The 23319-nt window shown below is 59.7% G+C and carries 19 protein-coding genes and 1 tRNA gene; 17 read left to right on the top strand and 3 right to left on the bottom strand.

The window, feature by feature from the left end; translation table 11 throughout:
* Positions 1-2 precede the first annotated feature (2 nt).
* On the bottom strand, positions 3-752 hold the full coding sequence (locus tag DXC79_RS05870; protein ID WP_117635474.1) for an SDR family NAD(P)-dependent oxidoreductase: 750 nt from the start codon (positions 750-752) through the stop codon (positions 3-5).
* Between the two features lie 223 nt (positions 753-975).
* Entirely contained in the window at positions 976-2319 is a 1344-nt protein-coding gene (locus DXC79_RS05865) for a homoserine dehydrogenase (RefSeq protein WP_117635473.1), read from the bottom strand.
* 250 nt (positions 2320-2569) lie between these two features.
* Between DXC79_RS05865 and DXC79_RS05860 the strand changes: the two genes are divergently transcribed.
* From DXC79_RS05860 to DXC79_RS05825, 8 genes are all read left to right on the top strand, one after another.
* Positions 2570-3736 carry an ABC transporter substrate-binding protein gene (locus tag DXC79_RS05860; protein WP_117635472.1) on the top strand — a complete coding sequence of 389 codons (1167 nt, stop codon included), beginning with the start codon at positions 2570-2572 and terminating at the stop codon, positions 3734-3736.
* A 271-nt stretch (positions 3737-4007) separates the two neighbouring features.
* A complete protein-coding gene (locus DXC79_RS05855) occupies positions 4008-5195 on the top strand; it encodes an ABC transporter substrate-binding protein (RefSeq protein ID WP_117635471.1) in 1188 nt (395 codons plus the stop codon).
* Between the two features lie 139 nt (positions 5196-5334).
* Positions 5335-6216 (top strand): branched-chain amino acid ABC transporter permease, encoded by an 882-nt coding sequence (locus DXC79_RS05850; RefSeq protein ID WP_117635470.1) that lies wholly within the window; start codon positions 5335-5337, stop codon positions 6214-6216.
* A gap of 9 nt (positions 6217-6225) precedes the next feature.
* The gene (locus DXC79_RS05845; protein ID WP_117635469.1) at positions 6226-7305 is read left to right on the top strand and encodes a branched-chain amino acid ABC transporter permease; all 1080 of its coding nucleotides are present in this window, start codon (positions 6226-6228) and stop codon (positions 7303-7305) included.
* Positions 7295-8155 carry an ABC transporter ATP-binding protein gene (locus tag DXC79_RS05840; protein ID WP_117635468.1) on the top strand — a complete coding sequence of 287 codons (861 nt, stop codon included), beginning with the start codon at positions 7295-7297 and terminating at the stop codon, positions 8153-8155. Before DXC79_RS05845 ends, DXC79_RS05840 begins: the two co-directional genes overlap by 11 nt.
* Positions 8156-8167: 12 nt before the next feature.
* Positions 8168-8869, top strand: coding sequence for an ABC transporter ATP-binding protein (locus DXC79_RS05835; protein WP_117635538.1), 702 nt, complete (start codon positions 8168-8170; stop codon positions 8867-8869).
* A gap of 325 nt (positions 8870-9194) precedes the next feature.
* The gene (locus DXC79_RS05830) at positions 9195-9872 is read left to right on the top strand and encodes a copper homeostasis protein CutC (protein ID WP_117635467.1); all 678 of its coding nucleotides are present in this window, start codon (positions 9195-9197) and stop codon (positions 9870-9872) included.
* Positions 9873-9875: 3 nt separating this feature from the next.
* Entirely contained in the window at positions 9876-10673 is a 798-nt protein-coding gene (locus tag DXC79_RS05825) for a DUF4931 domain-containing protein (RefSeq protein ID WP_117635466.1), read from the top strand.
* Positions 10674-10703: 30 nt separating this feature from the next.
* On the opposite strand, the gene DXC79_RS05820 is transcribed toward DXC79_RS05825, so the two are convergent.
* Complete coding sequence (locus tag DXC79_RS05820) at positions 10704-11702, bottom strand: bile acid:sodium symporter family protein (protein ID WP_117635465.1); 999 nt, start codon at positions 11700-11702, stop codon at positions 10704-10706.
* Positions 11703-11977: 275 nt separating this feature from the next.
* Here DXC79_RS05820 and recJ point away from each other — a divergent pair, with 275 nt between their 5' ends.
* From recJ to rplT, 9 genes are all read left to right on the top strand, one after another.
* On the top strand, positions 11978-15265 hold the full coding sequence (recJ, locus tag DXC79_RS05815) for a single-stranded-DNA-specific exonuclease RecJ (RefSeq protein ID WP_117635464.1): 3288 nt from the start codon (positions 11978-11980) through the stop codon (positions 15263-15265).
* A gap of 15 nt (positions 15266-15280) precedes the next feature.
* Complete coding sequence (locus tag DXC79_RS05810) at positions 15281-17641, top strand: bifunctional (p)ppGpp synthetase/guanosine-3',5'-bis(diphosphate) 3'-pyrophosphohydrolase (protein ID WP_117635463.1); 2361 nt, start codon at positions 15281-15283, stop codon at positions 17639-17641.
* An 84-nt stretch (positions 17642-17725) separates the two neighbouring features.
* On the top strand, positions 17726-18409 hold the full coding sequence (locus DXC79_RS05805; RefSeq protein ID WP_117635462.1) for an MBL fold metallo-hydrolase: 684 nt from the start codon (positions 17726-17728) through the stop codon (positions 18407-18409).
* 194 nt (positions 18410-18603) lie between these two features.
* A complete protein-coding gene (gene fba, locus DXC79_RS05800) occupies positions 18604-19470 on the top strand; it encodes a class II fructose-1,6-bisphosphate aldolase (RefSeq protein WP_035137086.1) in 867 nt (288 codons plus the stop codon).
* A 352-nt stretch (positions 19471-19822) separates the two neighbouring features.
* The gene (locus DXC79_RS05795) at positions 19823-21256 is read left to right on the top strand and encodes a transglutaminase-like domain-containing protein (protein WP_117635461.1); all 1434 of its coding nucleotides are present in this window, start codon (positions 19823-19825) and stop codon (positions 21254-21256) included.
* Positions 21257-21295: 39 nt separating this feature from the next.
* Positions 21296-21382: transfer RNA gene (locus DXC79_RS05790), tRNA-Leu, on the top strand.
* A gap of 431 nt (positions 21383-21813) precedes the next feature.
* The gene (gene infC, locus DXC79_RS05785; protein WP_117635460.1) at positions 21814-22383 is read left to right on the top strand and encodes a translation initiation factor IF-3; all 570 of its coding nucleotides are present in this window, start codon (positions 21814-21816) and stop codon (positions 22381-22383) included.
* Positions 22384-22415: 32 nt separating this feature from the next.
* Positions 22416-22607: a 50S ribosomal protein L35 gene (gene rpmI / locus DXC79_RS05780; protein WP_006234422.1), complete on the top strand. Its 192-nt coding sequence runs from the start codon at positions 22416-22418 to the stop codon at positions 22605-22607.
* 46 nt (positions 22608-22653) lie between these two features.
* Positions 22654-23013 carry a 50S ribosomal protein L20 gene (rplT, locus tag DXC79_RS05775; protein WP_006234421.1) on the top strand — a complete coding sequence of 120 codons (360 nt, stop codon included), beginning with the start codon at positions 22654-22656 and terminating at the stop codon, positions 23011-23013.
* Positions 23014-23319 lie beyond the last annotated feature (306 nt).

The raw sequence follows: 23319 nt of genomic DNA, 5'->3' as shown, positions 1-23319 counted from the left end.
CTTTAGGAGCGGGCGGCTCCGTCGACGGGGAGCACCGCGCCCGTGACGTAGGCGGACATGTCGCTCGCCAGGAAAACAAAGGCGTTGGCGACATCCTCGGGCTCGCCCATGCGACCCAGCGGAATGGTGGCGATGATGGGCTTAATAACCTCTTCGGGCAGGTTGGCGACCATATCGGTCTTGGTTACGCCAGGCGCGACGGCGTTGACGCGAATACCCATGGGGGCGAGCTCGCGCGAGAGCGACTGGACCATGCCGTTGACGGCAAACTTGGACGTAGGATAGCCGACGCCGGAGGGCTGGCCATACTTGGCGACCATTGAGCTCGTGGTGGTGATGGTGCCGCCGTGGCCGGCCTCGGTCATGATCTTGGCGGCAGCCTGGTGACCATTAAAGACGGCGACGACATTGAGGTCCATGACCTTTGCAAACTCTTCGGCCGTGTAATCCAAAAGGGGCGAGCGCTGGGAGATGCCGGCATTGTTGACGACTGTATCCAAGCCGCCCATATCGGCGGCGGCCTGGGTAAAGGCCTCGGTTACGGCTTCGAGCGAGGTGAGGTCGCAGGAGCGGCCCCAGACCTTGGCGTTAGGATAGGCGGCTGCTAGCTTCTCAACGGCCGCGTCGGCAGTCTCCTGGCGCGAGCCAAAGACGGTGACGGCAGCGCCTTCCTCGATAAAACGGCAGGCGATGGCATAGCCGATACCGCGTGTGCCTCCGGTGATGATTGCTTTCTTGCCCTCGAGCAACATGGTGCCTCCATTCTTCGGGGGTGGACGTACGCAGCACAGGATAGCGGCAGACAAAAACAAACATGCCTGCTTATCGGTAAGCGGTACCCCTGGTTGACACCGAACGGTCAAATTGCTCAAACGCGGATCGTGTCAATGCACCCCGAGCGTGCAAATGAAAGGGCTCCCGTCCAAGACTAGACGGGAGCCCTTCGAGCAAATGCGTTGTGGGGTGTAAACCGAACTAGTTCGCCATGACGCCTTCGGTCCAAGCCTCAACGTCCTCGATGCGCAGGACGTTGGCGACCTCGGCCACGCAGTCGACGCTGGCAAGCTCGGCGGCGGCAGCCTGGACATTCTTCTCGAGCGCGCGGTGCGTCAGGAAGATGACCGAGCAGGCATCGCTGACGCCCGACTTGCCGTCCTCGACCTGGTTGATGAGCGAGATCGAGATGTTGTGCTTGGCAAAGATGTCGACCGTCTCGGACAGGGCGCCCACGCGGTCGGCGACCTTCAGACGCACATAGTACTTGGTCTGGAGCTCGTCCATGGGCTTAAAGGCGAGGTTGTGACCATAGGGCTCAATCTCGGGCAGCGGGGCCACGCCGCGGCTGATCTGCTCGGAGAGCGACAGGATATCGCCCACGACGGCACTCGCGGTGGGGAAGGAGCCCGCGCCCGCGCCGTAGAACATGGTCTCGCCCACGGCGTCACCCACCACGTAGACGGCGTTCATGGCGCCGTTGACCTTGGCAAGCATGTGATCGGCGGGGATCAGCGTGGGATGCACGCGGACGTCGACGCCGGTGTCGGTGTTGCGTGCGATGCCCAGCAGCTTAATGGTGTAGCCGAGCTCGCGGGCCTGGGCGATGTCCTCGGCGCCGATGGTACGGATACCCTGCTGGTACACATCGTCGGTGGTAACGCGGGTGCCAAAGCCGATGGAGGCGAGGATCGCCGTCTTGCTGGCGGCGTCGAAGCCGTCGACGTCGGCGGACGGGTCGGCCTCGGCATAGCCCTTGGCCTGCGCGTCGGCAAGCACGTCGGCGTAATCGGCGCCCTCGGCGTCCATGCGCGACAGGATATAGTTGGTGGTACCGTTGAGAATGCCGGCGATGGTCAGGATCTTGTTGCCCACCAGGTCGTGCTCGAGCGTGCTGACAATGGGGATGCCACCGCCGCAGCTGGCCTCGCACTTAATCTGCACGCCGCACGCGCGCGCCTTCTCGGCGAGCGTCTCGACATGACGGCCCAGCAGGGCCTTGTTGGCAGAGACGACATGCTTGCCGTTCTCGAAGGCGGTAGTGAAGATTTCGGTCGCGGGGTGCTCGCCGCCGATCAGCTCGACGACGATGTCGACGGCGGGGTCGGTGACGACATCGTGCCAGTCACTCGTAAAGGCCTCGCGCTCAATACCGGCTGCCTCGGCCTGCTCCCAGGCAAGCGCGCAGGCGCGGGTCAGCTTAAGGTCGATGCCGTAGGCGGCCAGGTACTCATCGTGGTGGCTCTTGATCAGACGGGCCACGCCGCCGCCGACGGTCCCCAGACCGATCAGACCGACGTTCACGGTGCGCAGGGATTCGCTCATAGATAGCTCCTTCGTGCATCTTATGGATGGATTAACCGCTTAAAGGTTGAGTGCATTCTAGCGTGAACCGAGGGCGCATGCTCGCCAGGCAACAGGAGTCGCACAAAACGGCACCCCCGAAACGCTGCGGAAACATTGGAAACATGCTCGCTACAAATGAACTTCCGTAACAAACTGTCAACGTTTGCGCCATAAGGTTTGCCCCGTACCGCAAAACAGCCGCACCGCGGCCAGCGAAAAGGGGGACACCATGTTTAGTATCAACAACGCACTGAGCCGTAGGAGTTTCTTGGCAGGAGCCGCGGCGCTCGGCAGCACCGCCGCGCTCGCTGGCTGCTCTTCGAGTGGCTCTGACGGCGGCTCCGCCGATGACGGCAAGACCTTCAAGATCGGTGTTATCGGCCCTCTGACCGGCGCCGCGGCAACCTATGGCGTTTCGGCCGAGAAGGGTGCCAAGCTCGCCGCCGAGGATTTCTCGACCAAGGACCTCAAACTCTCGCTTAAGTCCGAGGACGACGTCGCCGACGGCGAGAAGGCCATCAACGCCTTCAATACCTTGTGCGACTGGGGCATGCAGGCGCTTGTCGGCCCCGTTACCACCGGCGCCGCCGTCGCCGTCTCGGGCGAGATCGCCGACGATATGCTCATGGTCACGCCTTCGGCCTCGTCGCTCGATGTCACCAAGGGAAAGACCACGGTCTTTCAGGTTTGCTTCACCGACTCCACCATGGGCGCCAGCGCCGCGAAGTTCTTGGCCGAGAAGTACGCGGACGCCAAGATCGCCCTGTTCTACAACTCCGGCGATACGTACAGCTCGGGCGTTGCCGACGCCTTTGCCGAGCAGGCCAAGGCATCCAAGCTCGATGTCGTCGATACCGAGACCTTTAAGGACGACTCTTCCACGAGCTTTACCAACCAGCTCACCAAGGCCAAGGAGGCCGGCGCCACGCTTATTTTTGCTCCGATCTATTACACGCCGGCGTCCGTCCTGCTCAAGAACGCCAAGGACATGGGGTACGACATGACGCTTATGGGCACCGACGGCATGGACGGCCTGCTCTCCGTTGAGGGCTTCGATACCTCTCTTGCCGAGGGCGTGCTGCTCATGACCCCGTTCTCTGCTGACGATGAGAAGAACGCCGACTTCGTCAAGGCCTATAAGGACGCCTACGACGAGACGCCCAATCAGTTTGCCGCCGATGCCTATGACTGCGTCCATGCGATTGCCGAGGCTATCGATAAAGCGGGCATCGACATTACGGCTGACGGTGCCGACATTGCCGACGACCTTGCCCGCGCCATGCGCAAGATCAAGATCGAGGGCCTGACGGGCGAGCTGACGTGGAATGACGAGGGCCAGGTCGAAAAGCCCGCTACGGCCTATGTGATCCAGGACGGCAAGTACATCGCCGCCTAAGTGCGCATAAAACGCTACCGGTGAGGCTGTTTTATTCAGGGCGGGGACGCCTGTAACAGAATGGAAACATTACTTTTACACAATAAAGTGGCATTACTGCATAAAATAATAGAAATACACAGAAATATGGATAAATGAACAAATCCAAAGAAAAGTTGAAATAATCGCCACTTTTCCTAACTAAAGCGTCTACTATTTTGCGAACGCCGAACACGGCGAAGGATGGCCTGTCGGGCAACCAAAACCCGACGAGATTTGAGAGGAGAGCCGCATGTCGAGCCTCACCGGTAAGTCATTGAACCCTGTTATGAATCGCAGGAGCGTTATCGCGAGCGCAGCAGGTCTGGGGGCGATGTCCATTCTAGCTGGCTGCTCCTCCAACGGCGGCGACAGCGGTTCCGCGTCGGGCGACGCTTCGTTTAAGATCGGCACCATCGGCCCGCTGACCGGCGCCAACGCGTCCTACGGCAAGTCCGTTACACAGGCTGTCGAGCTTGGCTGCAAGGATTTCTCGACCAAGGAGCTGCCGCTTGTCAGCAAGGCCGAGGACGACCAGGCTGACGGCGAGAAGGCCGTCAACGCCTTCAACACCCTGCTCGACTGGGGCATGCAGGCCCTCGTCGGTCCGACCACCACGGGTGCGTCGGTCGCCGTTGCCGCCGAGTGCGGCAACGACCCCGAGACGTTCATGATCACCCCGTCCGCGTCCTCCGAGGACGTTACCAAGGGCAAGGATTGCGTCTTCCAGGTTTGCTTTACCGACCCCAACCAAGGTGTCAACGCTGCCAAGTTCCTGGCAGAGAAGTATGCGAACGAGAAGTTCGTGCTGTTCTATAACTCCGGCGATGCCTATTCTTCGGGCATCGCAGATTCCTTTAAGGCCCAGGCCGCTAAGTCTAAGCTTGAGATTGTCGACGAGGAGACCTTTAAGGACGACTCCGCCACGAGCTTTACCAACCAGCTAACCAAGGCCAAGCAGGCAGGCGCCACCATGATCTTTGCGCCGATCTACTACACGCCGGCGTCCGTCCTGCTCAAGAACGCCAAGGACATGGGCTACGACGTCAAGATGATGGGCTGCGACGGCATGGACGGCATCCTGGGCGTTGAGGGCTTCGACACCTCTCTTGCCGAGGGCCTGCTGCTTATGACCCCGTTCTCCGCCGACGACGAGAAGAACGCCGACTTCGTCAACGCTTACAAGGATAAGTACGGTGATACCCCCGACCAGTTTGCCGCCGACGCCTACGACGGCGTGCATGCTGTGGTCGAGGCTCTCAAGGAGGCCGGCCTGGGCGTCGACGCCGACCCCACCGAGGTTGCCGAGAAGCTGCCTAAGGCTATGCTCAAGATTACTGTTGACGGCCTGACTGGCAAGCTCTCCTGGAACGACAAGGGTCAGGTCCAGAAGGACCCGACGGCGTACGTCATTACCGACGGCAAGTACGTACAGGCCTAATAGGCCGCCTTACATAGAGCGGTTTTGATCCCAAGCAGGGGAGGTTTTGGCCTTCCCTGCTTGCTTGGTATCTAGGGACGATGTAACGTCCCTGTTTCATACATCAACTGGAAACCTATTCGAAAGGGGGATGTGGAACATGACGGTCTTTATCCAATACCTGGTCAACGGCCTGTCCATGGGCAGCGTCTACGCCATCATCGCGTTGGGCTACACCATGGTCTACGGTATCGCCAAGATGCTCAACTTCGCTCACGGCGACGTCATCATGGTCGGTGCCTATGTCTCGTTCTGCGCCACGTCGTATCTCGGCCTCCCGGGCTGGGCATCTGTAGTTCTCTCTTGTGTGGTCTGCACGGTTCTCGGTGTTCTCATCGAGGGTCTGGCATACAAGCCGCTGCGTCAGGCGGGCCCGCTGGCCGTTCTGATCACGGCCATCGGCGTGTCCTACTTCCTGCAGAACGCCGCGCAGCTCCTGTGGGGCGCCACGCCCAAGAACTTCACTTCGCTCGTCACCTTCCCGGTGCCGGAGTTCTTGGCCAAGTTCAACGTAAGCGCCGTTTCGCTCGTCACCATCGTCGCCTGCCTGGTTATCATGGCCGGTCTGATGTTCTTTACAGGTAAGACCAAGATGGGCAAGGCCATGCGCGCCGTGTCCGAGGACAAGTCCGCCGCTCAGCTCATGGGCATCAACGTCAACCGCACTATTTCGATGACCTTTGCCATCGGCTCCGCCCTTGCCGCCATCGCCGGCGTGCTCCTGTGCTCCTACTCGCCGGTCCTGCAGCCCACCACGGGCGCCATGCCTGGCATTAAGGCCTTCGACGCCGCCGTCTTCGGCGGCATCGGCTCCATCCCCGGTGCCTTTGTCGGTGGCATTCTCATCGGCATCATCGAAGCGATGGCGCAGGCTTACATTTCCACGAGCCTTGCCAACTCCATCGTCTTTGGTGTTTTGATCATCGTCCTGCTCGTCAAGCCTGCCGGCCTCTTGGGCAAGTACGTCCCCGAGAAGGTGTAGGTGAGCGTTATGAAGTTCCTTAAAGACAAGCAGACGCGTCACGACTTTGTCACGTACGCCATGTGCATCGTGGCATTCGCCATCGTGTTCTTTATGCAGTCCAACCATATGATCCCGCGCATGATCGCCGGCCAGTTGGTTCCCATCACGGCCTACATCGTTATGGCCATCTCGCTCAACCTCGTTGTCGGCATCGCGGGCGACTTGTCGCTGGGCCACGCGGGCTTTATGAGCGTCGGCGCCTATACGGGCATCGTTACCGCGGTTGCCCTCGAGAGCGCCGTCCCCTCCGATCCAATACGTCTTGTCATCAGCATTGTGGTCGGCGCTATCGCCGCTGCCATCTTGGGCTTCTTGATCGGTATCCCGGTCCTGCGCCTGAGCGGCGACTATCTGGCCATCGTGACCCTGGCTTTTGGCGAGATCATCAAAGAGATCGTCACCTGCCTCATTGTGGGTGTCGACTCCCGCGGCCTGCATGTGATCTTTAACATCACGGGCAACTCCACGATCGACGACCTGCACCTGCTCGAGGACGGCACCGCCATCATCAAGGGCGCCCAGGGTGCCTCGGGCGTGTCGACGTACTCGACCTTCCTCGCCGGTGCCATCCTGGTCATGGTCGCGCTCGTGATTGTACTCAACCTGGTGCGCAGCCGTACCGGCCGTGCCATCATGGCCGTGCGCGATAACAAGATTGCAGCCGAGTCCGTAGGCATCTCCGTCACCGAGTACCGCATGATCGCCTTCGTGGTTTCCGCTGCCCTCGCCGGTGCTGCCGGAGCTCTCTTCGGCGGTAACTTCTCGCAGCTCTCCGCCACCAAGTTCGACTTCAACACGTCGATCCTCATCCTGGTGTTCGTGGTCCTGGGCGGTCTGGGCAACATGCGCGGCTCCGTCATCGCGGCGGCGTTGCTCACGGTGCTTCCTGAGCTGCTCCGTCAGTTCTCGGACTACCGCATGCTCATCTACGCCATCGTGCTGATCCTGGTCATGATCTTTACCAACAACCCGCAGCTCAAGGCGTTCTTCGGTCGCGTCAAGGACCGTTTTGCTTCCAAGAAGGAGGTGGCAGCCGATGCCCAGTAAATTTGAGTTCAACAAGGGCAAGATGGTCCCGTATCCTTCTGGCGCCATCGTTCCCGATCGCGACCTGGGCCAGCGCCCGGCGCTCGAGTGCATCCACCTGGGCATTGAGTTCGGTGGCCTTAAGGCAGTCGACGACTTTAGCCTGACTATCGGCAAGACCGAGATCGCCGGCCTGATCGGCCCCAATGGTGCCGGTAAGACCACGGTCTTCAACCTGCTCACCAAGGTGTACCAGCCCACGCACGGCACCATCCTGCTCGACGGTGAGGACACCTCGGGCAAGTCGGTCTACCAGGTCAACCGCATGGGTATTGCCCGCACCTTCCAAAACATCCGCCTGTTTAACACCATGACGGTGGAGGATAACGTTAAGATCGGCCTGCATAACCAGGAGCGCTACTCCGGCTTTGAGGGCGTGCTGCGCCTGCCGACGTATTGGAAGCACGAGAAGGCCGCCCACGAGCGCGCCATGGAGCTGCTGTCCATTTTTGATATGGAGCACCTGGCAAACGAGCAGGCCGGCTCGCTGCCTTACGGCGCCCAGCGTCGTCTGGAGATCGTCCGCGCGCTTGCCACCAACCCCAAACTGCTGCTGCTCGACGAGCCTGCCGCCGGCATGAACCCGTCCGAGACCGCGGAGCTCATGGAGAACATCGTCAAGATCCGCGACACCTTTGGCATCGCCATTATGCTTATCGAGCATGATATGTCGCTCGTCATGAACATCTGCGAGGGCATCTGCGTGCTCAACTTTGGTAAGGTCATCGCCAAGGGCACGGCCGAGGAGATCCAGAACAACGATGCCGTAATTGAGGCATATCTGGGCAAGCAGGATAAGGGGGAGAACTAAATGGCAGAGCCGATGCTTTCCGTCTACAACATCAACGTCTGGTACGGCGCTATCCACGCCATCAAGGACATCTCCTTTAACGTCAACGAGGGCGAGATCGTGGCCCTGATCGGCGCGAACGGCGCCGGTAAGTCCACGACGCTTAAAACCATCTCGGGCCTGCTGCGTTCCAAGACCGGCTCCATCAAGTTTATGGGCGAGGACATTACCCATACGCCTGCCGATAAACTGGTGGGCAAGGGCCTGGCCCAGGTTCCCGAGGGCCGTCGCGCCTTTTTGCAGATGACGGTCGAGGAGAACCTGGAGATGGGCGCCTACACGCAGCCCAAGTCCACGGTGACTCCGGGCCTTGAGCGCGTCTACGAGCAGTTCCCGCGCCTTAAGGAGCGCCGTCGCCAGGTCGCCGGCACCCTTTCGGGCGGCGAACAGCAGATGCTCGTTATGGGGCGCGCCCTTATGAGCAACCCCAAGCTGCTCATGCTCGATGAGCCTTCCATGGGTCTGGCGCCGATTCTGATTGAGCAGATCTTCCAGATTGTCGAGGACCTGCACAAGGCCGGTACCACGGTGCTTCTGGTCGAGCAGAACGCCCAGATGGCGCTTTCAATCGCCACGCGCGGCTACGTGCTCGAGACCGGCAAGATCACCATGACCGGCACCGGCCAAGAGCTCCTGCACGACGATAACGTCCGCAAAGCCTACCTGGGCGGTTAACTAGTTACGCGGTTTTACCAAACCGCGTAACGGCTCGACGCTGCAAGCCCGCCAGAGCGGCAATCTGCCTTTCAACTTCGGCGGCATGACCAGAAGGGCAATGCCGCCTCGTTTCAAGGCACCTTGCTCGCTCTGGCGGGTTTTCGCTGTCGTTGTCAAAACATCGACGTTGTGGCAGATGCCAACGACTACCCCTTTAAGTTGCGGTGGAATAGGGACTAAATGGGAGCCTCAGAGGCCAAAAGAGTCCTTATTCCACCGCAACTTCATGGGGGTGTGTGACAATGCCCGTCGGAAAACATCTGCTGTCTTCGGGGGTCTATCTATGCTGTACGAGTTTTGTGCCGAGAACTTTGAGCGGGTGCCGGCGGCCATTAAGGCCGGTGCGAGTCGTATTGAGCTGTGCGACAACCTTGCCGTTGGCGGCACCACACCTTCCGCCGGCGTTATCAGCGCTACGGTCAGCTACGCTCACGAGCACGATGCGCGCGTGATGTGCATGATTCGTCCGCGCGGCGGGGACTTTCATTACAACCAGGACGAGCTGCGCATGATGGAGATGGATCTGGGCCTTGCCGTAAGCGCCGGCGTCGATGGTCTGGTCTTTGGCTGTTGCAAGCCTTGTGCTGGCGGATGGGCGCTCGACGAACTCACGCTCGGTGCCTTGGTGATGGCTGCGGGGTGTGCGGCCGAGGAGTGCAAGCGCGAGTCCCTTGACATCACCTTCCACATGGCGTTTGACCAGCTCTCGCCCGAGGCTCAGCTCGATGCGATTGATACACTTGCCGACTGCGGCGTTACGCGCATCCTCACGCATGGCGGCGCTGCCGGTACGTCGATCGAGGGCAACTTCGAAAACCTGGTCCGCTTGATCGAGTACGCGGGCGACCGTCTGACCATCCTTCCTGGCGGCGGCATTACCACGGCCAACCGCGATGCCGTGGCGGCAGCACTTGGCGTCTCCGAGCTGCATGGCACCAAGATCGTGCCGCTGGAGGTGTAACCTGTGGCACTGGTATTTGACGTTCAGCAGGCGAGCGGTAAGCCCGACGATAATCGTCGCCCTGGCACCGCGTGCCCCTTTTGTGATACGGAGGGGCTCGCCAGCGTCATCCAGCGCGATGGTGACTGCATCTGGCTCGAGAATAAGTTCAAGACCTTGCGGGCCACCCGTCAGACCGTATTGATCGAGTCTGCCAATCACGACGCCGACCTGGCGACCTATGAACCGGATGAGCTGCATCATGTGATGCGGTTTGCCCTGGGCTGTTGGCAGCAGATGCTCGATTCCCAACAGTACCGCAGTGTGCTCCTGTACAAGAACAAAGGCCCGCTTTCGGGCGGCAGCCTCGTCCATCCACACATGCAGATTGTGGGCTTGGAGCAGGAAGACGGCTATGCTTCGCTGGCTTCCGCCAATTTCGAAGGCATCAATGTTTGGCAACAGGGGAGAATCTCGGTCAACATCTCAACCGAACCGATTATGGGATTCTTTGAGGTTAACGTCTCGGCTCCACAGGGAATCGCCGCCAGCGACGACGCCCGCGACCAAGCCGAAGCGGACCTGTTTGCCGATGCGATTCAGGTGGCCCTGCACTATATCCTGCACGAGCACCACGGCGGCCGCGCGGAGTCGTACAACTTGTTCTTCTACCACATGGACGGCCGGACCATTGCCAAGGTGTTGCCGCGTTGGGTGGTTTCGCCCTACTTTGTCGGTTATCGTTTGGCCCAGGTCAATGCCGAGACCACGCTCGATATCGATGCAGAGCGCCTGCGTGCGCATCTGGAAACGCTCGTATAGCAAGACTATCACCCGCGTAATGCGGACAGTCTAGCGTCCCATGGCGTCGCGGCCGGCCTCGACGCGCTTGCGCTGGGCGGCGCGCTCCTCGCCGGTCAGTCGCTCAAAGAGATGTCCGATAACCGAGGCGAGCACCTGCTGAAACAGCGTTCCGCACATGACGGGAAACACGACCTCGCCGGGAAAATACTGCGTGGCGATGACGGCGCCCGAAGAGATATTGCGCATGCCGCAGGTAAAGCACATGGTGGTCGTCTCGCTATACGGCAGGTGCAACGCGCGGGCGACCAGAATGCCGACGACAAAGCCGCTGATGGCGAAGGTCAAAATAAAGAGGGCGACTTCCAGGCGCACCGCATTCATGTGTAGCACGTACTCGCTCATGGCGGTGGAGTTGGAGGCGATGACACCCATCATCATAAACTTGCAGGCGGGCGAAAGCGCGGGGGAGAGTTTCTCGTGTCCCCATCCGCGCGTGAACTCGTTGATCACGATGCCGAGCACGGCGGGGATGGCGATCATAAAGGCCATGTTCTGCATCATGCCCGTAACATCGATTGCAACGGTGGCACCCAGCAGGAGCTTAAGCGTGAGCGGAATCGTGACGGGCGAGATGACCGAGGACGTCAGGATGATGGTGAGCGCGAGCGGGCCGTTGCCGCCGAACATGCTGATCCACATAAAGGCGGTGACTGCCACGGGTACGCTGTACTCGAGCACGATGCCGCAGACAAGGTTTGGGTTGGAACCAAAGAACAGTGAGCCCATGGCATACGCCGCGATGGGGATGAGCACGGCCGAGACAAATAACGCCAAAATCAAATGTAGGGGACGGCGGAACACCTCGGCCACCTGGTGAAAGGTGTTGCTGAGCGCACCCTGAAACGTCATAAAGGCAAACAAGGCGGGAACGATGGGCTTGAGCACGCCGATCTGCTGGGGAAAGAGCACGCCGAGCGTCACGCAAATCGGAACGATGACCTGCATGTGCCCCGCGAGAAACTTGCCCAGTCCAACCCATTTCTTCATATGCTCTTGTGACTCCCTTTGCTCGTGAATCCGTTTTGAATGGATATGCTAGACGCTTGCATGCGTCCGTGCGTTAGAAACGCTCGATTATTTCGAGGGTATTACCGCCCTCGTTTATCGAAACCGCGGCGTGCTGGACGTTGTGCGTCCGCGCTGCACGGTATAATAAATCCGTTCAACAGATCTGCCTGCCGAAGCGGGTATACACAGAGGACTCATCGCTATGAACCGTGAGAGGTATCGCGGCGACCTGCCCCTATCGGGGGTGGGCGCCTATGTCATCGCTTAAGACGACGCATCGCTGGGCGGTCGCTCGGCAAAACCCCGAGCTCGAAAAGGAGCTTTCGGCTGGCCTGGGCATACCCGGGCTGGTGGCGCGCATTATGGTTGCGCACGGCATTACATCCATCGAGGAAGGCCAGCTGTTTTTGACGCCTTCGCTCGATCGCGACTGGGCGAATCCGCTCGTTATTCCGGGCATGGCGGTCGTCGCTGACCGTGTTGAGCGTGCTATTCGCAGCCACGAGCGCATCGCCGTCTTTGGCGATTTTGACGTCGACGGCATTACGTCGACTTGTCTGTTGACCGAGGCGCTACGTTCGTTTGGCGCCAACGTCACGCCGTTTATCCCGCATCGCTTTGACGAGGGCTACGGTCTTTCGCGTGCAGCGCTCGACCGCGTCAACGAGCTCGCTCGCCCCCAGTTGATCGTGACCGTCGATAACGGCATTGCCGCCAAGGAAGAGGTTTCCTATCTGGAGAGCCTGGGAATCGATCTGGTGGTTACGGACCATCACGAGCCCTCCGACCAGGTGCCGCAGGGCGTGCCCCTGACCGACCCCAAGCTCGAGGATGAGGGACCCTCGCGTGAACTTGCCGGTGCTGGTGTGGCGCTCAAGCTGGTGCAAGTCCTGGGTGAGCGCTTGGGCAAGCCGTCGTATTGGCGTTCGCTAATCGAGGTCGCGGCGCTGGGCACCGTGTCCGACATGATGCCGCTCACGCCCGAGAACCGCGCGCTGGTTGCCGAGGGCATCCAGCAGATGCGCGTAACCGCTCGTCCCGGCTATATCGCGCTTGCCGCGCTCGCCAAGGCGGACCTTTCGAGCATTACGGCGGATGGCCTATCGTTCTCGCTCATTCCCCGCTTAAACGCTGCCGGTCGCATGGCCGATCCCAAGCTGGCGCTCGACCTGCTGCTTGCCCGCGATCCCATCGAAGCAAGCGCGCTGGCGGCTGAGCTCGAGGAAATCAACCGCCAGCGCCGTGAGATCGAGGCGGAGCTCACGCGCGATGCCATGGCAAAGGTCGAGAAGACCTATGACGGCGGACGCGCAATCGTCGTGGGTGGCGAGGGCTGGCACGAGGGCGTCAAGGGCATCGTGGCGAGCCGCCTGACCAATCGCTATCACGTGCCGGCGCTGCTCTTCTCGATCGAGGACGGCGTTGCACGCGGATCGGGCCGCTCGGTGGGCAAAGTTAACCTGTTTGACGCCGTCGAGCGCTGTTCCGACCTGCTGATTCGTCGCGGCGGACATGCCGGTGCGGTGGGTGTGACCATCGAGGCATCCAAGCTCGATGAGTTCCGCCGCCGCCTTTCCGCCGTGCTATCGGAGCTTCCCGCCGAGGACTTTGAAGACACCGACGAGGTCGCCGCCACCGTCGACCTTTCCGAGCTGAATATTGAGACCATCGAGCAGATCTCCCGTCTTGAGCCGTTTGGCCAGGGCAACAAGGTGCCGCTGTTGGCGGCCGAGGGCGTGACAATGTGCGATCGCGCCGTGGTGGGCAAAACCGGCGAGCACATGCGCTTCGTGGCGACCGATGGCGCCGCGAGTGTGCCGGCCATTATGTTCCGCGTGCCGCAGATCGATAAGCTCATCAATTGTGATAGCGCCGTCGACTTGGTGTTCGAGGCCGTGGCCGAGCATTGGCAAGGTCGCGTAAAGCCCAAGCTCATGATCAAGGATGTTCTGGTCCGCGATACCACGCTGCCCAGCGTCGACGATCCGGCATGCGAGCTTCGTCGTGGCGTGCAGCCGGCGGATTCCGGCCTGCGCCTGGAGTCCCGAAAGCGCCAAACGCTCGCCCAACTTTCTTATACCGAGCTCACGCGCTCGCTTATCCATAGCTTTATCGGCTCGAACCAGCCGCACCGCGCGCAGGTCGAAGCGCTCGATGCCCTGGCCGATCACCAAAGTGTTCTGGCCGTTATGGGAACGGGGCGCGGAAAGTCTCTTATCTTCCATGTGCACGCCGCGCGCGAGGCGGTCCTTCGCGGGCGTGCGAGTATCTTTGTCTATCCGCTGCGTGCGCTCGTTGCCGACCAGGCCTATCACCTCTCGTCGACGATGGCTGCGCTCGGCATTGGCGTAGGCGTGCTGACCGGCGAGACCGTGGAGGCGGCGCGCGATGACGTGTTTGCCGGCTTGGCTTCGGGCCGCACCGGCATCGTGCTCACGACGCCTGAGTTCCTGTCTATTCACCGCGACCGCTTTGCTCGCTCGGGTCGTATCGGGTTTGTCGTTATCGACGAGGCGCATCATGCCGGTCTTGCCAAGGGCGGCGACCGTAGCGCATACCTCGACATGCCCGATATCCTCAAGGCCCTGGGCGATCCGGTCGTTATGGCGGCGACGGCCACCGCGACGGCTCCGGTCGTGGCGGAGCTTGCCCGCGTGTTGCCGATTACCCGTACGGTGGTCGACGAGACCGTGCGCGAGAACTTGCAGCTCGAGGACGACCGCGATCTTGCGAGCCGCGAAAACCGCCTGGTGTCCATCGTCGCGACGGGGGAGAAGACCGTCATCTACGTCAATTCGCGTGATCAGTCCGTGGCGCTTGCTAAGACGCTGCGCAAGCGGGTACCCGATTGCGCGACCCGCATCGCGTTCTATAACGCGGGGCTTGCGCGCTCCGATCGTCGCCGTGTCGAGGAAGCGTTTCGTGACGGAAGCCTCAGTTGCATCGTTTCGACATCTGCCTTTGGTGAGGGCGTGAACCTGCCCGATATCCGCCATGTCGTGCTCTACCACATGCCGTTTGGCGGCATTGAGTTTAACCAGATGAGCGGCCGCGCCGGTCGCGATGGCCAGCCCGCCGTGATCCATCTGCTCTATTCGTCGCGCGACGCCCGCATTAACGAGCGCCTACTCGACTGCTATGCGCCCGAGCGCGACGAACTCGTCACGCTCTATCGCGCGTTGCAGACCATGTGGCGCTCCAACCGCGGCAAGACCGGGGACGATTCCTTTAGCGCGAGCGATATCGACATCGCTCAGATGTGTCTTGCCATCGATGCTCGCACGCCGGTTGACGAGCGCTCGGTGGAAAGCGGCCTGGGAATCTTCGAAGAGCTTGGTTTCTGTCGCGTTTCGGGGTTTGACGACACCCGTCGCATCGCGATGGCCGAAAACCCCGGCCGCGTGCAATTGAGCAGGTCGATTCGCTATTTGGAGGGCTTGCGCTCGCGCATGGAGTTCTCGGCTTTCCGGAGTTGGGCGCTCGATTCGTGCGCTTCTGATATGCTAGCCAAAGTTAACCGCCCGATCGTACCGCGGGCCTAGGGGAAGGGGACCTCGATGGATGCCGCAGCCCGTACCGCCCATGATTCCGCCCTCCAGCCGTTCTCGGAGATGGAGCACTATAAGCATGCCGATGAGCTGCCGCCCGAGATTATGGCGGACAGCTACGACAAGCTGGAGCGCCTGTGCCTCAAATATATGAATGAGGACGACTTTTCTAAGGTGGAGCAGGCCTATTGCTTTGCTGCCGAGAAGCACTGCAACCAAAAGCGCCGCTCGGGTGAGATGTACATCAACCATCCCGTCGAGGTGGCCATCATTTTGGCCGATCTCAAGATGGACTGTGACGTGGTGTGCGCCGCGCTGCTACACGATACCGTCGAGGATACCGAGACCTCGCTTGCCGATGTTTCCGGCCTGTTTGGCGATACGGTGGCCGAGCTCGTCGATGGCGTGACCAAGCTCACCAACATCGAAGTCGACAGCATGGACGAGAAACAGGCGCTCACGCTGCGAAAGATGTTCCTCGCCATGTCCAAGGACATCCGCGTCATCATCGTTAAGCTTGCCGACCGTCTGCACAACATGCGCACCCTTGCGGCCTTGCGTGAGGACCGTCGCCTGTTTAAGGCGCGCGAGACCATGGACGTGTACGCGCCCTTGGCCGACCGCCTGGGCATGAGCTCTATTAAGTGGGAACTCGAGGACCTGTCCTTCTTCTACCTGGAGCCCGATGCCTACCAGCGCATCGCGCGCATGGTGGCTGAGTCGCGCGAGGTCCGCGAGCGCTACCTTGCCGAGACCATCAAGACGCTTACCGATGAGCTCAACCGCATTGGTCTAGAGGACTTCCAGATCAACGGCCGTTCCAAGCACTATTGGTCCATCTACCAAAAGATGAAGCGCAAGGGCAAGGAATTCTCCGAGATCTACGACCTGGTGGCACTGCGCGTCATCACGCATTCGGTGCGCGATTGCTACTCCACGCTCGGCGCGGTGCATACGCTGTGGCACCCCATGCCCGGTCGCTTTAAAGATTATATCGCCATGCCCAAGGTCAATAACTACCAGTCGCTCCATACGACGGTTATCGGCCCCACGGCCCGCCCGCTCGAGATTCAGATTCGAACCTATGAGATGCATGAGCAGGCCGAGTACGGCATTGCCGCCCACTGGCTATATAAGAAGTCGGGCGGATCGTCTGCTTCCAAGACCAATGACGCTCAACGTTTGGACGACCAGATCAACTGGCTCAAGCATTCGCTCGATTGGGCGGCTTCCGACGAGATCACCGATGCCAAGGAATACCTGCATTCGCTGAAGGTCGACCTCTTCGATCAGGAGATCTTTGTCTTTACGCCCAAGGGCGAGGTCATGGCGCTTCGTGCCGGCTCCACGCCGCTCGACTTTGCCTACGCCGTTCACACCGAGGTGGGAAACCATTGCGTCGGCGCCAAAATCAACGGTGCGGTGGCTCCGCTCACGCACGAGATTAAGACGGGTGACCGTGTCGAGATTCTGACTAACAAGAGTTCCAAGCCGTCGCGTGATTGGCTCAAGATCGTTAAGACACCTTCCGCCAAGTCAAAGATCCGCCGCTATTTTGCCGCTGCGACCAAGGACGACGACGCTGCTGCTGGTCGCGATATGCTGGCTAAGGACCTGCGCAAGCGTGGCTATGGCATTTCTACGCCGCGTTCGACGCGTGCGCTCAACGCCGTGGCGGAGCAGTTTAACTTCAAGCAGCTCGAGGACCTGTTTGCCGCCGTCGGCGCCGGCAAGGTTGCCCCGCGCGCTGTGGGCAATAAGGTCGAGCAAATCTTGGACCCCAAGCCCGATGAACAGCTCACCAAGGCCGAGGCTATCGCCGAGGTCGTGAAGCAGCCTGCTCGCGGCTCCAACCGCAAGCCGCAAAAGCGCGGCAAGAGCGCCAGTAACGGCATTATCGTCAAGGGCGAGAGCAACAGCGGCCTACTGGTCCGTCTGGCTCATTGCTGCAACCCCGTGACGGGCGACGACATCGTCGGCTTCATCACGCGCGGTCGTGGCGTTTCGGTGCATCGCGCCAACTGTCCCAACGTCAAGGGTCTTATGGAGCATCCCGAGCGCATGATTGACGTAGAGTGGGATGGTGCTGCCGATACGCTTTTCCAGGTCGAGATCGTGGTCGAGTGCCTGGACCGCATGGGCCTGCTCAAGGATGTCACCATTGCCATTGGCGATGCGGGCGGCAATATCCTTTCTGCCGCCACGTCGACCAACCGCGAGGGCATTGCGACCCTGCGCTTTATGGTCGAGATCTCGGACGCGAGTGGTCTGGATCCGCTGCTGGCCTCCATCAGCAGCGTTGACTCGGTCTACGACGCGCGCCGCCTGATGCCCGGTGAGGGTGGAGCCCAGCTTAAGCGCCGCGTTTAGTCGCGACGAACGAGTCACATTATCGATATTCGCTACACTCGAGGCATCGTTTGATGCCTCGAGTTCTATAGAGAGGAGAGGGACATGAGTGCTGTGTCCTTGGATTTAACTCCCAAGGGAACGGTCGAGATCGAGACGCTCGTAAACGGTCCCATTCAGACCAATAGCTATGCTGTTATTTCGGACAATGAGTGCGTGATTATCGATCCCGCATGGGAAGGCGAACGCCTGGTGGAGCATATTCGAGCCGAGCATCCCGGCGTACGCGTGTTTGGCGCCGTATGCACTCATGGCCATGCCGATCATGTTGGTGGTGTTGCAGGCGTGCGAACCACCGTTGGCGAGGGCTGCCAGTATGAGCTGTGTGCTAAGGATGTGGCGGTGCCGCATGCGAACATCGAGGAACAGCGAGCTATGTGGGGCATTGAGACGCCTGACCCCGGGGAGCCGACGCACCTGCTCGCCGAGGGAGATACTATCGAGGTGGGCGATATCTACCTGCAGGTGATCGAGACGCCAGGGCATACGCCGGGCGGGATCGTCTTGTTTGCTGCCACCGAGCAGGGGAACATTGCCTTTGTGGGCGACACCCTGTTTCCGGGTGGGCACGGCCGCACCGATCTTTCTGGAGGAGACGAGGCGGCGATTCTGCGCTCGCTCTCCAAGCTCGCCCGGCTTCTCCCGCCCGATACCGTTTGCCTAACCGGTCATGGCGATTCGACCACCATGGCACGCGAGCTCATGCAGAACCCTTTCATGCAGATTTAGCTTAATAGTCGGCTTTTGAAGCACGAGAAGCGTCCAAACGTCAAGCTATTTTTCCCCAACGGGTCGATTTCGTAGGGCAAACGGTCAAAAAAGTCTGTTTGGACGATATTCGTGAACAAACGAACGTTTATGCTCGGGTGCGCCGTGGTAAAATCTCAGGCGTTATCGGAGCAACCTTACAGGAGGTTTCTTTTATGCTCGTCAACGCAGCAGACATGCTCAAGAAGGCCGAGGCCGGCAAGTACGGTCTTGGTGCCTTCAACACCAACAACCTCGAGTGGACCCTGGCTATTCTCCAGGCCGCCGAGGAGGCCAAGTCTCCGCTGATCCTTCAGTGCACCGCTGGTGCCGCTAAGTGGATGGGCGGTTTCAAGGTCTGCGCCGACATGGTCAAGGCTGCCGTCGAGGCCACGGGCGTTACCGTTCCCGTCGCCCTTCACCTCGATCACGGTTCTTACGAGGACTGCTTCAAGTGCATCGAGGCCGGCTTCACGTCCATCATGTATGACGGCTCTCACGAGGAGACCTTCCAGCTTAACCTCGACCGCACCAAGGAGCTCGTTGAGCTTGCCCACTCCAAGGGCATGTCCATCGAGGCCGAGGTCGGCGGCATCGGCGGCACCGAGGACGGCGTGACCTCCAGCGGCGAGCTCGCTGATCCTGCTGAGTGCAAGCAGATCGCTGACCTGGGTGTCGACTTCCTCGCCTGCGGCATCGGCAACATCCACGGCGTGTACCCCGCCGACTGGGCTGGCCTTTCCTTCGAGCGCCTGGGCGAGATCAAGGCCCAGACCGGCGACCTGCCCCTCGTCCTGCACGGTGGCACCGGCATCCCAGAGGATCAGATCAAGAAGGCCATCTCCCTGGGCATCTCCAAGATCAACGTCAACACCGACCTGCAGCTCGTCTTCGCCAAGGGCGTCCGCGAGTACATCGAGGCTGGCAAGGATCAGCAGGGCAAGGGCTTTGACCCCCGCAAGCTCCTCAAGCCTGGTCGTGACAACATCGTTGCCCGCACCAAGGAGCTCATGGAGGAGTTTGGCTCCGTCAACAAGGCGTAAGTAGCGGTTTAACTTCCCGCCGGAGGCCCCGTTTCCCCTACGCTGTTTCCCTCGCGCTCACCTGGCTTCGCCAGAAGTCGCGCGACGGAATCAGCTCCGGGGAAACGGGGCCTCCTTCGTTAACTCGCTACAGGGTTACTGGGCTGAATTAAGATGGCTACTGGCTTTGCCAGAAGTCGCGCCAAGGAAGCAGTTCCGGGGGACGGGGCTTCCTTCGTTTAACGCCGCAGGGTTACGAGGCTGAATTATTTATTTGACTACCGTTCAGCGGTGTTGATGGCTCCCTTGTTGGGGCTTTCTTTTTATCTCGCTACAATGGGTTTCAAGCGTTCTAGTGACTTGGAGTTTTGGTATGGCTGTTATTAATGTACTGCCTTCGGATGGGAAGGTTATTGACGAGGGTCCTGTTGGTTGCTCTGTTGATGTTTGCTGTGATGACTTTCGTCATCTCGATGTTGGACTGCCGCCCGAGATTCTTCGTCTTAAGGATGCCGGGTATTTGACGCAGGCTGTTGCTGCCTGCGATCGCCTTTTGGAGCAGAACCCCGAGCCTTCGCTGGCTGCTTGTGTTCGTGCCGAGCGGTATCGCATGCTCGAGACGCCGCTTCATTTTTCGGTGTCTCGCGATCAGGCTATTGCGATGATTCGCGAGGAGTGGCCAGAGTTTACCGAAGAGCAGTTTGATGACCTGATTAATCGTAAGCGTATTGACTGGCGCTTTATCGATGGTGAGCTGTTCGTTCTCGACAACTTCCTCGATTCGCTTCGCGTATATCCCAAAGAGGTTCCCGGCATGCGGCCCGATTCTGCGGACGGAATAGCACTGCGCAACGAGATGCTCAAGGAGATGGAGTCGCAAAACGGATTGGCTCGCGTCATTACGCTTAAAGCGTCCGTGTCTGTCCCCGGCGCTCTGGAAGGGGAGGCCGTTTGCGCTTGGCTTCCCGTCGCGGCTGCCTGCCGTCAGCAGTCTCGGGTCGAGATTCTCGACATGACGCCGGAGGGTGCTGTTGCTCCCGCGAATGCTTCGGCGCGTACCGTCTCGTGGTCTTCCTCGAGCGAGCACTTATTTTCGGTGACCTATCGTTATCACATCGATGCTGCTTATTGTGATGTCTACGGTGGCACACTTCCGGTTCACCCGCTTATGGATGCGCCTCTGCCCGAGGATATTTCCGAGGACCGTCCGCACATTGCATTCACGCCGTATCTGCAGCAGCTGACGGCCCGTGTCATTGACGGGCTCGAGGATCCGCTCGATCGCGCCCGTGCTATCTATGATTACCTGACGCAGTATATCGACTATCGCTATCAGCCGCCGTACTTGCTTTTGGGATCTATTGCCGATGACTGCGCGCATTCGCTCCGCGGCGATTGCGGCGTTATGGCGCTCACGTTTATCACCATGTGCCGTATCGCGGGCGTGCCTGCCCGTTGGCAGAGCGGCCTGTATGTTGCGCCCGATTCGGTGGGGTCGCACGACTGGGCAGAGTTCTATACGCCGCAGACCGGTTGGCTCAACGCCGACGTGTCATTTGGATCTTCTGCTCGCAGGATGGGGGAGGAGTGGCGCCGCCGTCACTACTTTGGCAATCTCGACCCGTGGCGTATGGTGGCCAACAATCGATTCCAGGCAGAGTTTGAGCCCTCTTTCGACGGCATGCGCGAGGACCCTTACGATAACCAGATGGGTGAGGCTTCGGTTGACGGTCGCGGATGCCGTTGGCGCGAGATGCTCCGCACGGTCGAACTCATCGAAATGCTCGAAGTTCCATTTTCGGACTAATCGGTAGAAAGCTGTGATAAACTAACTCACGCATTGTGTGCCCGAGTGGCGGAATTGGCAGACGCAGTGGACTCAAAATCCACCGTTGGCAACAACGTGCGAGTTCGAGTCTCGCCTCGGGCACCATTCATGCAAGCGAGCGTTCAAGGGGGTTGCGGCCCCCTTTTTCGTGCCGAACTCGCGTGAGCGCGCGAAGCGTTAAGCAAACAGGCTTGTGGCCTGTTTGTAGCGGAGCGTGGCGAGGGCGCCACGCGCCCGAAGCCCGGGGCTTCGCGAAGCGAAGGCCCTTCGAGTCTCGCCTCGGGCACCATACATACAAGCGAGTGTTCAAGGGGGTCAAGGCCCCTTTTTCGTGTACGTAATGTGATAACGCGCTGTACGTGTTATTATTCGCAAGGCGTTGTTCCCGCAATGCCCTGAAGAGGAACCTGAGGGTTCCCACCTTTTGGCGTCAATGAGCAGCTGACTGGTCATACAACTTAGATTCCCTTCCTCAAATCGAGGAAGTCTATGTGTACGACCTGGTTGCTGAGAAGCGCCGGGTTATTTTTTTATGAATGGAGGTAGGGAAAATAGCTAAGTCTGATGACACCCGCATCAACGACGAGATCACTGCATCTTCGTGTCGTTTGATTGGCGTCGATGGCTCTCAGCTCGGCCTGTTCGCCATCCGCGATGCCCAGCGCGTCGCCGACGATCAGGGTCTCGACCTGGTCGAGATCGCTCCCAACGCGGAGCCGCCGGTCTGCAAGGTCATGGACTACGGTAAGTTCAAGTACCAGCAGGCCATGAAGGCCAAGGCTGCTCGTAAGAACCAGTCCAAGGTCGAGGTCAAGGAAATGAAGTTCCGACCCAAGATCGACGTTGGCGACTACGAGACCAAGAAGGGCCACGTTCTGCGTTTCCTCAAGAAGGGCGCACGCGTTAAGATCACCATCATGTTCCGCGGCCGTGAGATGGCTCACCCGGAGCAGGGCCTTAACGTTCTCGAGCGTCTCGCCGAGGATCTCAAGTCTTACGCTACGGTCGAGTCCAAGCCTAAGATGGAAGGCCGTAACATGCTTATGCTGCTCGCCCCGATTAAGGGCGCCTTCGATGAGGATAAAGCGGCAAGCGATAGCAAGTAACTAGTGTTCTGTAACCGATTAAGGAGTATTTCATGCCTAAGATGAAGTCCCACAGCGGCACCAAGAAGCGTTTCCGCAAGACTGGTACCGGCAAGCTTATGCGCGCCAAGGCTTTCAAGAGCCACATCCTGAGCAAGAAGTCCACCAAGCGTAAGCGTGGCTTCCGTCAGGAGACCGAGATCGCCGCTGCCGACCGCAAGGTCATCAAGTCGCGTCTCGCCTAAGTTCGCGTTCCCGTTTTTCGTTTTACCGTCTAGGAGTTGATAGAACATGGCACGTATTAAGCGCGCTGTTGCCGCCAAGAAGAAGCGCCGTACCGTTATGCACCGTGCGAAGGGTTACTACGGTGCCGCTTCGCGTACTTACAAGCATGCTAAAGAGCAGGTCCAGCACTCCCTGCAGTATCAGTATCGTGATCGCCGCAACAAGAAGCGCGAGATCCGTTCTCTCTGGATCACTCGTATCAACGCTGCTGCTCGCCTGAACGATATTTCTTACTCTCAGTTCATGCACGGCCTGAAGGTTGCTGGCATCGAGCTCGACCGCAAGGTCCTGGCTCAGATGGCTTACGAGGACATCGAGTCCTTCAACGAGCTGGCTACCATCGCCAAGAAGGCTCTCGAGGCCTAATAGATTCTCTTGAATCGCTAGGGGAGTGTCGCGTTGTGCGCGGCGCTCCCTCTTTTTATCTGAAGCGCGGTTTACATTGCTAAAAGCGCGGGTAGATAGACACTTACAGGTGACCGATCTCTATATATTCCTGAACCAAAGGGTCATCATCTGATACGTGCGGAAGATCCGCACCAGTCTTTCTATTAGCTATAGAAAGCGATATGTTGTGTAGGACTTGTGAAGAGTGGAATTGACGTCCCACAGGGCTTCGCGGTCTGGCAATATATCTCCTTGCCGCGCGGCCCGGTCGGACCGGATCAGCCG

Source organism: Collinsella sp. TF08-11AT (assembly GCF_003437035.1).
GTDB lineage: Bacteria > Actinomycetota > Coriobacteriia > Coriobacteriales > Coriobacteriaceae > Collinsella.
The sequence above is the reverse complement of the archived record's forward strand: the minus strand, read 5'-3'. Positions and strand labels throughout refer to the sequence as shown.

Bases quoted from the DNA above. Each gene is read 5' to 3' on its own strand.
- infC (WP_117635460.1), top strand. From the start codon at position 21,814: ATGGAGGTAGGGAAAATAGCTAAGTCTGATGACACCCGCATCAACGAC.
- DXC79_RS05855 (WP_117635471.1), top strand. From the start codon at position 4,008: ATGTCGAGCCTCACCGGTAAGTCATTGAACCCTGTTATGAATCGCAGG.
- recJ (WP_117635464.1), top strand. From the start codon at position 11,978: ATGTCATCGCTTAAGACGACGCATCGCTGGGCGGTCGCTCGGCAAAAC.
- DXC79_RS05865 (WP_117635473.1), bottom strand. From the start codon at position 2,319: ATGAGCGAATCCCTGCGCACCGTGAACGTCGGTCTGATCGGTCTGGGG.
- DXC79_RS05860 (WP_117635472.1), top strand. From the start codon at position 2,570: ATGTTTAGTATCAACAACGCACTGAGCCGTAGGAGTTTCTTGGCAGGA.
- DXC79_RS05810 (WP_117635463.1), top strand. From the start codon at position 15,281: ATGGATGCCGCAGCCCGTACCGCCCATGATTCCGCCCTCCAGCCGTTC.
- DXC79_RS05820 (WP_117635465.1), bottom strand. From the start codon at position 11,702: ATGAAGAAATGGGTTGGACTGGGCAAGTTTCTCGCGGGGCACATGCAG.
- rplT (WP_006234421.1), top strand. From the start codon at position 22,654: ATGGCACGTATTAAGCGCGCTGTTGCCGCCAAGAAGAAGCGCCGTACC.
- DXC79_RS05830 (WP_117635467.1), top strand. From the start codon at position 9,195: ATGCTGTACGAGTTTTGTGCCGAGAACTTTGAGCGGGTGCCGGCGGCC.
- DXC79_RS05850 (WP_117635470.1), top strand. From the start codon at position 5,335: ATGACGGTCTTTATCCAATACCTGGTCAACGGCCTGTCCATGGGCAGC.
- DXC79_RS05835 (WP_117635538.1), top strand. From the start codon at position 8,168: ATGCTTTCCGTCTACAACATCAACGTCTGGTACGGCGCTATCCACGCC.
- DXC79_RS05840 (WP_117635468.1), top strand. From the start codon at position 7,295: ATGCCCAGTAAATTTGAGTTCAACAAGGGCAAGATGGTCCCGTATCCT.
- DXC79_RS05870 (WP_117635474.1), bottom strand. From the start codon at position 752: ATGTTGCTCGAGGGCAAGAAAGCAATCATCACCGGAGGCACACGCGGT.
- DXC79_RS05845 (WP_117635469.1), top strand. From the start codon at position 6,226: ATGAAGTTCCTTAAAGACAAGCAGACGCGTCACGACTTTGTCACGTAC.
- DXC79_RS05795 (WP_117635461.1), top strand. From the start codon at position 19,823: ATGGCTGTTATTAATGTACTGCCTTCGGATGGGAAGGTTATTGACGAG.
- fba (WP_035137086.1), top strand. From the start codon at position 18,604: ATGCTCGTCAACGCAGCAGACATGCTCAAGAAGGCCGAGGCCGGCAAG.
- DXC79_RS05805 (WP_117635462.1), top strand. From the start codon at position 17,726: ATGAGTGCTGTGTCCTTGGATTTAACTCCCAAGGGAACGGTCGAGATC.
- rpmI (WP_006234422.1), top strand. From the start codon at position 22,416: ATGCCTAAGATGAAGTCCCACAGCGGCACCAAGAAGCGTTTCCGCAAG.